The organism is Oceanobacillus bengalensis (genome assembly GCF_003628445.1).
Lineage (GTDB): Bacteria > Bacillota > Bacilli > Bacillales > Amphibacillaceae > Oceanobacillus > Oceanobacillus bengalensis.
Genome location: NZ_RBZO01000038.1, coordinates 21,569 through 32,648, shown reverse-complemented (window position 1 = coordinate 32,648; position 11,080 = coordinate 21,569). Strand labels below are relative to the sequence as shown.

Annotated in this window: 10 protein-coding genes and 1 riboswitch; of the genes, 1 reads left to right on the top strand and 9 read right to left on the bottom strand. The window is 37.8% G+C overall.

The features are described 5' to 3' along the window. Positions 1 to 223: 223 nt before the first annotated feature. The 5 genes from D8M05_RS17640 to D8M05_RS20330 all read right to left on the bottom strand — a co-directional run bounded on the left by D8M05_RS17640 (position 224) and on the right by D8M05_RS20330 (position 6,465). Positions 224 to 1,492: a cytosine deaminase gene (locus tag D8M05_RS17640; RefSeq protein WP_121134192.1), complete on the bottom strand. Its 1,269-nt coding sequence runs from the start codon at positions 1,490 to 1,492 to the stop codon at positions 224 to 226. Then, a complete protein-coding gene (gene codB / locus D8M05_RS17635; protein ID WP_121134190.1) occupies positions 1,482 to 2,759 on the bottom strand; it encodes a cytosine permease in 1,278 nt (425 codons plus the stop codon). Before codB ends, D8M05_RS17640 begins: the two co-directional genes overlap by 11 nt. A gap of 287 nt (positions 2,760 to 3,046) precedes the next feature. After that, the gene (locus tag D8M05_RS17630) at positions 3,047 to 5,695 is read right to left on the bottom strand and encodes a cation-translocating P-type ATPase (RefSeq protein ID WP_121134188.1); all 2,649 of its coding nucleotides are present in this window, start codon (positions 5,693 to 5,695) and stop codon (positions 3,047 to 3,049) included. A 59-nt stretch (positions 5,696 to 5,754) separates the two neighbouring features. Then, positions 5,755 to 5,915, bottom strand: a riboswitch (yybP-ykoY riboswitch). 110 nt (positions 5,916 to 6,025) lie between these two features. Further along, the gene (locus tag D8M05_RS17625) at positions 6,026 to 6,301 is read right to left on the bottom strand and encodes a hypothetical protein (protein ID WP_121134186.1); all 276 of its coding nucleotides are present in this window, start codon (positions 6,299 to 6,301) and stop codon (positions 6,026 to 6,028) included. Positions 6,302 to 6,306: 5 nt separating this feature from the next. Further along, positions 6,307 to 6,465 carry a hypothetical protein gene (locus D8M05_RS20330; protein ID WP_183072852.1) on the bottom strand — a complete coding sequence of 53 codons (159 nt, stop codon included), beginning with the start codon at positions 6,463 to 6,465 and terminating at the stop codon, positions 6,307 to 6,309. A gap of 65 nt (positions 6,466 to 6,530) precedes the next feature. Here D8M05_RS20330 and D8M05_RS17620 point away from each other — a divergent pair, with 65 nt between their 5' ends. Next, complete coding sequence (locus D8M05_RS17620; protein ID WP_245985511.1) at positions 6,531 to 7,028, top strand: GtrA family protein; 498 nt, start codon at positions 6,531 to 6,533, stop codon at positions 7,026 to 7,028. Between the two features lie 79 nt (positions 7,029 to 7,107). Here the strand turns inward: D8M05_RS17620 and pstB are convergent, their stop codons facing one another. From pstB to D8M05_RS17600, 4 genes are all read right to left on the bottom strand, one after another. Then, positions 7,108 to 7,908, bottom strand: coding sequence for a phosphate ABC transporter ATP-binding protein PstB (gene pstB, locus D8M05_RS17615; RefSeq protein ID WP_379543708.1), 801 nt, complete (start codon positions 7,906 to 7,908; stop codon positions 7,108 to 7,110). 63 nt (positions 7,909 to 7,971) lie between these two features. Further along, positions 7,972 to 8,856, bottom strand: a complete 885-nt coding sequence (gene pstA, locus D8M05_RS17610; protein ID WP_121134180.1) for a phosphate ABC transporter permease PstA — start codon at positions 8,854 to 8,856, stop codon at positions 7,972 to 7,974. Further along, positions 8,856 to 9,812 carry a phosphate ABC transporter permease subunit PstC gene (gene pstC / locus D8M05_RS17605; RefSeq protein ID WP_121134178.1) on the bottom strand — a complete coding sequence of 319 codons (957 nt, stop codon included), beginning with the start codon at positions 9,810 to 9,812 and terminating at the stop codon, positions 8,856 to 8,858. Before pstC ends, pstA begins: the two co-directional genes overlap by 1 nt. A gap of 94 nt (positions 9,813 to 9,906) precedes the next feature. Then, a complete protein-coding gene (locus D8M05_RS17600; protein ID WP_121134176.1) occupies positions 9,907 to 10,920 on the bottom strand; it encodes a PstS family phosphate ABC transporter substrate-binding protein in 1,014 nt (337 codons plus the stop codon). Between the last annotated feature and the right edge of the window lie 160 nt (positions 10,921 to 11,080).

Genomic DNA, 11,080 nt, shown 5'->3' with positions numbered 1-11,080 from the left:
GTTCATTTCATGAGAATCTTGCTCTATTTCATTCTTGATAGCTCCGTTGAGTATTGGCATTCATAATTCTTTATTGATCTTGAGAGTACAAGCAAGATATTTTTTTAAGTTCGATGTTACTGCGCATTTTATATCAGCTACGAAGAATAAAATGCAACAAACATTATAAAAACAGCCAAAAACAACAAAGACATAGCACACAATAGCTACGCCTTTATTATTCTTATCTATTAAAATCCACTACTTCTGGATGATCACCTAAAGAAATCATTGTTTCACTTGGTTTTGTTTCTGCAATGATTTTTCCGTTACGGAATGAATATCTAACTTTTGCTTGCTTACGAATTACCTCATATTCATTTTCCGCATCCATTACGATAAAGTTTGCAGCCTTTCCAGATTCAATTCCATAGCTATCTTCTATATTTAACGTTTTTGCACTGTTTTTTGTAATTAAATCAATAGAATCCACAATTTGGTCGTATCCCACTAACTGTGCTGCATGAATCCCCATATGGAGCACCTGTAGCATATTGCCTGTACCAAGAGGATACCATGGGTCAAATATATCATCATGGCCAAAACATACATTCATCTCTGCTTCTAATAATTCCTTGACCCGTGTTAGCCCTCTTCGTTTCGGATACGTATCAAATCTACCCTGTAAATGAATATTTACTAACGGATTTGATACAAAGTTTATTCCAGAGAGTTTTAAAATACGGAAAAGTTTCGAAGCATAAGCATCATTGTAGGAACCCATTGCTGTTGTATGGCTAGCCGTAACTCGTGATCCAAGGCCACGCTCATATGCTTCTGTTGCGACAACTTCTACAAATCTGGACTGCTCATCATCAATTTCATCACAATGAATATCAACCAAACGATCATACTTTTCTGCTAGATCAAACGCTATTTTCAATGATTCCACACCATACTCTCTATTGAATTCATAGTGTGGGATACCACCAACAACATCTGCACCCATTTTTATTGCCTCTTCTAGTAGTTCCTTGCCATTAGGGAATGATTGAATTCCATCTTGAGGAAATGCAACGATTTGCAAATCGACATAAGGTGCAACTTCCCTTTTCACCTCTAACATTGCCTCAAGAGCTGTCAGTTTGGAATCCGTTACATCCACATGTGTGCGTACATGTTGGATACCTTGAGCAACTTGCCACTTCAGAGCAGTCTTTGCTCTAAGCTTTACATCCTCTATCGTTAATGATTCTTTTCGCTGTGACCATCTTTGAATGCCTTCAAACAACGTACCACTTATATTCCACTCTGGTTCCCCAGCTGTTAGTGTCGTATCCAAGTGAATATGCGGTTCGATAAAAGGTGGAAGTACGAGTGAACCGTTCACATCCAATATCTCCTCGTTTTCTGCGACTACATCATTTTGTGAAATACCTTCGATTTTACCATCCTTGATTACAATATCCCATCGGCCATCTTTTCCTCTTAATGTAGCATTTTTAATGATCATTGACTAACTCACCCTTCTCTTTTTGATTTACTTGTGTGATTTCAGATATTTTTTCAATAGCTTTCGTTACTGCAACATAGATTACCGCTGTTCCAATGATTCCATTGATTGGGGGAATTCCTGGTACCAATTGCGCAACCAGTACACCACCAACCCACGAACAAACGGCAATCCAATTAATAACCTTAAACTTCATCATTTCAAATGGGACATAGCTTCCCTTTTTTAAAATAAAGTAATCTGCTAATATAATGGCTCCAACAGATGGCAATGTAGAACCTAAGATAGTTAGAAAGCCCATAAAGTTGTTATAGAGCCACATCGCCATAATCGTACCAACAATCCCATTAAAAATAACTACTTTATCTTTTGATATTTTTGTAATGTTGGAGAATCCAAGACCAGACGCATACAGAGCATTGTCATTTGTTGTCCAGATATTTAGTCCTAACACGATAATAGCTGGGATGATTAACCCTTGCATGAACATAACTTCAGAGATATCAGAAAGTCCAAAGGCAAATGTTCCAATTGCTCCAAATAAGAACATTAACGAGTTCCCAATGAAGAATGCAATAATCGTCGTACTGACTGCAGTACGTTTTGTTTTTGCAAAGCGGGCGAAATCAGGTGTAAGTGTACCAGCACTTACAAACGAACCAATACATACAGTTAAAGCAGCCGCAATTCCCATCGCTTCAATAGGTTGGTAATCCATTAGTGCTTGCAATCCACCAGCAGTTTCAGTTGCGTTCATTGCTGAGAAGCTTCCAAGTATTGCGATTGCGGGAACAGCGATTAAACTCAATACGGTTAGTGCCTTCATTCCGAAAAAAGCTGTAGCTGTCATTAATAAACCAGAGAGAATAACAAGTGTATATTCGTTGATTCCTGTTACTGCATGTACTGGAACAGCGAACATTGCCGCACCAACACCAAACCAACCAACCTGTGTTGCCGCAAGGAGAAAGGATGGTAAGTACGAACCTTTCTCTCCAAAGGCGTAACGTGCGAGTAAATGTGTAGATAGTCCTGTCTTAGATGCAATATAAGCTAATGCACCAGTGTATAATCCTAATATTAAGTTTCCTGCTAATACAACCAGTATAAACTGTGTAAAAGTTAATCCCATTCCTAGCTCTCCACCCGATAGCATACTAGCTGAGAAGAATGTTAACCCCATCATAACTGCAAGCATCTTCCAAAATCCTCTTCGATTTGACTGTGGTACAGGTTGTAATGAAAACTCTTTATCTACCTTTTTCATATCGATTCCTCCTAAATATAATTTGAACTGGTACCGGGTAGTAGCCCCGAATTATATTCAGACGTAGATAACGAAAAGAGGCCTCTTGCCATTTACTGACAAGAAGCCTCGATTCCATAATGAAAAACGATATACTCGTATCATTTTTCATTATTTCCGTAGTCCTTGTCAGCCTCTCTGGACTGAATTAAAGGTACCAGTATTCACCTGCAATCATTATTACAGATTGACAAACAATTGTCAATCTGTAAATTTAAGATTTTCTCTCTTTTCTAATCTTTCCACTTTTATTCTTTGTCCATTACTTTCACCTGAATGACTTTAACAACTTCCATTAAAATTACAGCTGCTAACGCTAATCCTGTGGCAATGAGCCATTCCATAAATCCGAATTCGGCTGGAATGGAGAAAATATTCCTCGCAAAAGGCAAGATAGTTATTCCATATAGAATAAATCCTACAATAACCGCACCGATGACAAATTTATTTTTAAAGAATCCAGCTCCAAATGCTGTTTGTCTATTTGATCTTGCAGCAAATGTTTGTAAGGTCCTCGAAAGAATAAGTGTCGTAAAGGCCATCGCAATCCCCATTTCGGTTGAATAGCTAAATCCGATATACATGGATATAATGACAGCTATCCCAATTAATAACCCACGTGTTACTATTGCTTTCATCGTTCCACCCGCAAAAAGTCCTTCATCGACTTTTCTTGGCTTCCGTTTCATTACGTCGGGCTCTTTGCTCTCCATTCCTAAAGCGATTGCAGGAAGTGAATCATTTACAAGGTTAATAAAGAGCAATTGTATTGCGGTAAACGGATTAGGCAAGTTAAAGATTACCGCGTAAAGAATCGCAATAATTGCACCTAAATTTCCTGCAAATAGATAACTAATTGCTTTTTTAATATTGTCATAAACCGTTCTGCCGACACCTACAGCATTCACAATAGAAACAAAATTATCATCTGTTAATATCATCGCTGCAGAGTCTTTTGCAACATCTGTTCCACTTCCCATTGCTACACCAATATCAGCTTGTTTCAATGCAGGTGCATCATTTACACCATCTCCTGTCATAGCAGCTACATTATCCTTCTTCTGCCAAGCTCGAACGATACGAATTTTATTCTCAGGTGACACACGTGCATATACTGAAATCTGCTCGAGCTTTTTATCAAGCTCTTCATCTGATAAAGCATCTAATTCCTGACCAGTAAGGGCAATATCATCCTCATCCATTAGTCCAATATCTTTTCCAATTGCTTGAGCGGTAGTCTTATGATCTCCGGTGATCATTACTGTACGGATACCTGCCTTTTTCGCCTCTTCAATGGAACCATATACCGCTTCTCTTGGAGGATCTATCATGGCAGTCAGCCCAACTAATACAAGATCATTCTCGTCCTTTTCATCAATCTGCGTTTTTCCTACTGGCAATCGCTTGTAACCGTATGCTAGAACTCTTAGCGCTTGATTCGAGAAATCTTCATTTGCTTGTTCGAACAACTGGAGTAACTCATCAGACATTGACTCTTCTTTGCCATTCCAGTATACATAACCAGCGCGATTAAACATCACATCTGGTCCACCCTTGGTTAACATCATTCTTTCACCATCAATGGTATGAACGGTTGACATCAGTTTTCGATCCGAGTCAAAAGGTAATTCCGCTTCTCGTTTAAATGAATTTCGAATGCCATTGTAATCTTTGTTATTCTTGCTTGCAAAGTTGATTAGAGCAACTTCAGTTGGGTCCCCTACTTCTTTACCTTCATTATTGATATACGAATCATTACAGAGTACCGCGATATTTACAAGCATCGTTTCAGCCTTACTCCACTCACTTGGGTTCGCTGGTAGTTTCTCGTTTTCCTCTCCAGGAAGAAAGTGATCTGTGACGGTCATTTTATTCTGTGTGAGTGTCCCCGTCTTATCGGTACAAATTACACTTGCCGATCCTAATGTTTCCACAGCAGGCAGCTTACGAATAATCGCATTTTGCTTCGCCATCTTATTCGTACCAACAGAAAGTACAATTGTAACGATAGATGATAAAGCTTCAGGAATTGCCGCTACCGCAACAGCTACAGAGAACATTAATGCATCTAAAATAGCCCCTGTCATATTTACTGTGTCATCACCTAACCAAATGCGAGTGACTTGTATAGCAAATATCAAAATACAAAGAAGTAAAATGACTATTCCTAGCTTTTTACTAAAAATATCTAACTTACGTTGAAGTGGTGTTTGTTTTTCTTCAGCTGTTGCGATTAAATCTGCAATCTTTCCAATTTCAGTGTTTTCAGCTGTGCCTGTAACAACGAAAGAACCTCTTCCATAAACGACCAATGAACTACTAAATAGCATATTAATACGGTCACCCAATGCTGCTTCATCTGAAATTGTTGCCGTAGACTTTTCAACTGCCTCTGATTCACCTGTAAGCATGCCCTCATTTACTTTAAGCGAACCACTTTCAATGATACGACCATCTGCTGGTACATAGTCACCGGCTTCTAACAAAACGATATCACCCGGGACAAGCTCACGAGCAGGTATTGTTTGATTCTCACCATTACGGATAACCTTCGCCTCAGGGGCTGACATATCTCGTAATGCATCAAGAGAACTCTCTGCTTTCTTCGTTTGGACAACACTGATGACTGAATTTAATAAGAGCACCAAAAAGATGATAACCGATTCAACAATTTCTCCAAGAATTAATTGAATACCTGCAGCTACTAATAAGACAATTACCATTGCATCTTTAAACGTCTCAACGAAGAGCTTCCATGTTGGTACTTTCTCCTTGTCTTTAATTTCGTTGTAGCCATTTTTCTCAATTCGATGGTTAACCTCTTCATTCGTTAACCCTTTCTCTGTAGAGTCCACTGCTTTTAGCACATCTTCAACACTTTGGCGGTAAAATTCCATCAGGTAAACCCCTTTCATGTGCGGTGCCTGTCACTTGTCGAATTTTGTATATTTTTGCCACATGTACCAAAAAAGCGAGACCTCTACCCAATTAGGGCAAAGGTCTCGCTTAACATGTTACATGTCAATAAAGCCGATGGTAGTGCAGATCTACCACGTCATGACGACTTTATTTTGGAATTGGCACCCAATTCCAACGCTACTCCCCTTTGACAATTTGCCAAAGTTATATTGTTATTAACAGTATACCATGCCCATATGTACCTGTCATTTTATTTAGTCTTACACAAACCTTCATATATAAGTTTGCCTTATGTAGTATTAGCAATTTTATTTCTCATCATACAAAAAAACCCTCATTGATTCCATCTCATTATATATGCTAAAATGAGCTCCATTATAGCCTTTCCTTCTTGAACACATTGTATAGGGTGTTGTCACTGTTCCACGCAGTTGATATAAAATGCGAAGTAGCAATAATTGGGGATTTTTTTGAGAGCTTATCAAGTTCATTTTAAGAGAATTTTGCTCTATTTCAATCTTGAGAGCGCTTATCAAGTTCATTTCATGAGAATTTTGCTCTATTTCAATCTTGAGAGCACCCATCAAGTTCAGTTCATGAGAATTTTCTCTATTTTAATCTTGAGAGCACCCATCAAGTTCATTTCATGAGAATTTTGCTCTATTTCAATCTTGAGAGCGCCTATCAAGTTCATTTCATGAGGATCTTGCTCTATTTCATTTTTGATAGCTCCGTTGAGTATCCGCATTCATAATTCTTTATTGAACTTGAGCGTACAAGCAGTGTATACATTTTGTAACAAAGACACAACTATTGAAAAAAGTACTTTATCATAAAACTCTTTCAGAATTAGGTGTTCATATGTCTCTACCACTCGGAAAACGTGAAATAGTTGTTCAAGCCATACTGTTTAGTCTAATCGGTGGCTTAAATGCGTTAATTGATATTGGCTCTTTAAACCTCATACTATACTTTTGGCCAACGGAAAATAGCTTATATTTATTATTATTTAACACAATTGCATACATACTGGCCGTTACCAACAGCTATTTATGGAACTCCAATTTAACATTTCGTAAAAATGCATCCAAAAACAAACGGGAGCTCACTCTTTTTATTATTCAAGCATTTGTAAGCTTAATGATAAGCAATGTTGTATTTGTTGGAGGTGCATTTCTTTTAGGAATCTTACCTATCCCTACAATTGCTGAACAAAACATTGCAAAAGGCACCGCAATGATTATATCCTCAGCTGCAAGCTTTCTTTTTATGCGCTACTATGTGTTTCGTAAAGTAGGTCGTGACCAATAAGGGCTTTAATGGAGCTGTAACAATTATTGGCTCCTACTACAAGAAAAGACCAACCATTAATGGCTAGCCTCTCCTCGATTTATCCAAATCTTCCTGAAATATAATCCTCTGTTCGATTATCTGCTGGATTCGTAAATATCGTATTCGTATCATCGAATTCTATTACTTCACCATTTAAGAAAAATGCTGTCTTGTCAGATATACGAGCAGCTTGCTGCATGTTGTGTGTCACAATGATAATAGAATAGTCTTTCTTTAATTCCTGAGCCAATTCCTCGATCTTAAGAGTAGATTTCGGGTCAAGTGCTGATGTTGGTTCGTCCATTAAAATAACGTCTGGTTGAATCGCTAAACAACGTGCGATACATAAGCGTTGTTGTTGACCGCCAGAAAGACCATATGCATTTTCATTAAGACGATCCTTTACCTCATCCCATATATAGGCACCACGTAAACTCGTTTCAACTATCTCATCTAACACTTTCTTATTACGAATCCCATGTATCTTCGGACCATATGCGATGTTTTCATATATGCTCTTAGGAAATGGGTTCGCCTTTTGAAAAACCATTCCAACCTGTGTTCTTAGGTCCTCTACTTTAAATGATTTATCTAATATATTCTTATTTTTATACGTAATGGAACCTGTTGTCCGGACTCCTGGTACTAGTTCAACCATACGATTTAATGTTTTAATATAAGTTGATTTCCCACAGCCTGAAGGTCCAATAATCGCTGTTACCTCTTTTTCATTAATAGCTAAATTAATATCTTTTAAGGCATGTGTGTTCGAATACCATAAATTCAGATCTTTTGTATCATATACAATACGATGACTGTTGCTGCTTTTTTTCACATGCTTATCATTTTCCACCGTCATTTTCCTTTCCATTAGCATACTCATTTTCCCAACTCCTTCATTTTAATACGTAGGCTTCACAGACTAATATCTTTGCTGGAACTTGTTCCGGATAAATATAGCAATAGAATTTAATACGAACAATAATACTAACAATACAACAATGGTTGCTGCAGCTAAGTTTGCATACTCAGCAACTAACGATGAATCAAGTGTCCAATAATAAATTTGCATTGGAAGTGCCGTGAATGTATCAAAAATCCCCTCAGGAAATGGGAGTAAAAATGCAGGTATTCCTAAAACTGTTAAGGGGGCAGTTTCTCCAATAGCACGGGACAAGGATAGAATAGATCCTGTTAAAATACTAGCTAAGGCAGCTGGTAAAATAACCCTACGTATTGTCTGCCACTTTGTAGCTCCCATTGCATAGGACGCTTCAGCCAAATGGCCTGGGACTGCCCGGAGTGCTTCTTGGGCTGATACAATTAAAATCGGTAATACGAGTAGAGATAATGTTAATCCCCCAGCCAATACAGCATTCCCTAAATCCATTAACCTGGAAAACACCGTTAAACCTAATAAACCATATACGATTGATGGAACACCAGCTAAATTAGAAATATTTGTTTCAATAAATGATTGGAATTTACCTCTTTTCGCATATAATTCCAAATAGACAGCTGTTCCCACACCTATAATTAATGTAACTGGAATAACAACGAGCATCACCCATACCGTACCAAGTAGTGCGCCCATAATTCCAGCACGCTCAGCATCTGTTGATAGTCGACCTGTTAGGAAATTAATATCAATCCAACCCGCACCTTGTGTTAATACTCTTATTATTAAAACGGCGAGGACAATAAGACCAAAAAGTGTGGATAGGAAGAAAATAGATTTCCAAATCGCATTTTTTCTTACGCGTGCATTCATTCTACTAGTTAATTTTAGGGTATCTAATTTTTCCATTAATATTCCTCCCTAAATTTACGAGAGACATATCTTGCAAGTAAATTCATGATTAGTGTAAAGACGAATAACGTTAAAGCAACCGCATAAAGACTATAATATATCGTTGATCCAGCTGGAGCTTCTCCACCAGATACCTCAACAATGTATGCAGTCATTGTCTGCATCGATTGTGTAATGTCAAATGTAAAGTTTTTGGAGCTACCACTCGCAATGGTTACAATCATCGTTTCACCAATCGCACGTGATATACCAAGAACGAATGATGCAATAATTCCAGAAAAGGCTGCTGGAATGACTACTTTAAAGGTCGTCTCTAACCTAGTAGCACCCATTGCAAGTGACCCTTCACGGATGGAATTAGGGACAGAATTCATTGCATCCTCTGACAGTGATGCAATCATCGGAATGATCATTACCCCCATTACGAGACCAGGGCTTAAGATATTCGTTGCACCTAGCTCTGGCCAAAATGTTCGAATTAATGGCGTAACAAAGGTAAACGCAAAGAAACCATATACGATTGTTGGTATTCCTGCTAGTATTTCTAGTAATGGCTTAAAAACCTTCCTTACTTTATCAGATGCATATTCACTTAAATATATCGCTGACATTAGCCCGATTGGACCTGCCACTATCATAGCTATAACCGTTGAAATAAGTGTTCCACTAATTAATGGCAATACCCCAAATTGAGGGTCTTGACTTAACGGCTTTAACTCTGTTGTCGTAAAGAATTCCCAAATAGGAACTGCTTTGAAAAATTGAATTGCTTCTAATAATAAAGTATATAGTATTCCGATTGTTGTCAGGACCGTGATAGATGCAAGAAGAAACAGAAAGCTTGGAACTAACTTTTCCATCAAGTTAGACATGCTCTTCTTTTTCTTATTTTGTACGATCATTTCACTGACATTAACAGCATTATTCGTTTTGCTATCGCTGTTCTTTGCCATATTTTGGGCACTCCTTCTATAACGGCAGGTAAGATGAGAGCACGGCTTGCCCCCATCTTACCGCAGTTATTATTAGATTTCACTTAAGGTCTTTTTAAAGTCCTTGCAATTCTTCAAGTTGTGCTTGTAACTCTTCATCTGGAATTGGAGCAAATCCAGTTTCACCTGCGAAGTCATTAATTGTTTCAGCAACGTAGATTGCATAGTCTAATACTTCTGGTTTTTCCTTCGCATTATTTACATTTAGGTAAGTAAATACTGGACGAGTATAGTTTGCATAAGGACCTTCTTCTCCAATTGTTTCAAGTGATGGAACAACAGCGCCTTCACCAAAGTCGATTCCTACAGCATTTAATTTTTCCTTGTTGCTATCATAGTAACCAAATCCGAAGAATCCAATTGCATTTTTATCTTCAGATACTAAAGTTACTAGTGTTGAGTATTCTTGCTGAAGATTGATTGTATCAACTAAATCTTGTTCTTCTACGATACTTTCATAGAAAAATTCATACGTACCATGGTTTTCATTAGGACCATAAGTTTGAATTTCTTCGTCTGGCCATTCTGCATTAATCTCAGACCATTTCGTAACATTACCTAAGAAAATATCGTTTACTTGTTCTGCAGTAAGTTCTGTAGCCCAATCGTTGTCAGGACTAGTTACAATTGTTAAGCCATCAAGAGCTACTTTCATTTCATATACTTCAATACCTAATTCGTCAGCTTTCGCTTGCTCTTCTTCTTTAATTAGACGAGATGCATCATTAAAGTCTGTCCCATCTTCTACTAGGAATTTCTCAAAACCAGCACTTGTACCTGCACGACTTACTTCAACAGAGACACCTGGTTGTTCATTTACCATATATTCTTCAGCTAATCTTTGCATTAACGGGAAAACTGTCCCAGAACCATCGATTACTACTGTTCCTTCTAATTCATCGGAAGCTTCTTCCTCTTCAGCAGGTTCATCTCCAGAAGTATCTTCTGTTTCCCCTTCTGCTGAGCTATCATTACTTTCTCCTTCGCCTTCATCTGCTCCTCCACAAGCTACAAGCACTACCGCTAGAGCTGCTACCATAAGAAGCATAAGTAATTTTTTGATGTTCATAATTAATTGTCCTCCCCGACTATTAATCTATTTTTTTATAAGCGAATCCCTCGCTCACAATTTATAGTATAGAGGGTGAATGTAAAGTGCGTATGATGTTAATGTAAATGTTTTGTAAATTTAGCTGAAAGTTGTCGAAGAATCGCGAACAATATTTGAT

Excerpts from the sequence above, each read along its gene's own strand:
- D8M05_RS17640 (WP_121134192.1), bottom strand. The coding sequence starts at position 1,492 with ATGATCATTAAAAATGCTACATTAAGAGGAAAAGATGGCCGATGGGAT.
- codB (WP_121134190.1), bottom strand. The coding sequence starts at position 2,759 with ATGAAAAAGGTAGATAAAGAGTTTTCATTACAACCTGTACCACAGTCA.
- D8M05_RS17630 (WP_121134188.1), bottom strand. The coding sequence starts at position 5,695 with ATGGAATTTTACCGCCAAAGTGTTGAAGATGTGCTAAAAGCAGTGGAC.
- D8M05_RS17625 (WP_121134186.1), bottom strand. The coding sequence starts at position 6,301 with ATGGGTGCTCTCAAGATTGAAATAGAGCAAAATTCTCATGAAATGAAC.
- D8M05_RS20330 (WP_183072852.1), bottom strand. The coding sequence starts at position 6,465 with ATGCGGATACTCAACGGAGCTATCAAAAATGAAATAGAGCAAGATCCT.
- pstB (WP_379543708.1), bottom strand. The coding sequence starts at position 7,908 with ATGACGGTGGAAAATGATAAGCATGTGAAAAAAAGCAGCAACAGTCAT.
- pstA (WP_121134180.1), bottom strand. The coding sequence starts at position 8,856 with ATGGAAAAATTAGATACCCTAAAATTAACTAGTAGAATGAATGCACGC.
- pstC (WP_121134178.1), bottom strand. The coding sequence starts at position 9,812 with ATGGCAAAGAACAGCGATAGCAAAACGAATAATGCTGTTAATGTCAGT.
- D8M05_RS17600 (WP_121134176.1), bottom strand. The coding sequence starts at position 10,920 with ATGAACATCAAAAAATTACTTATGCTTCTTATGGTAGCAGCTCTAGCG.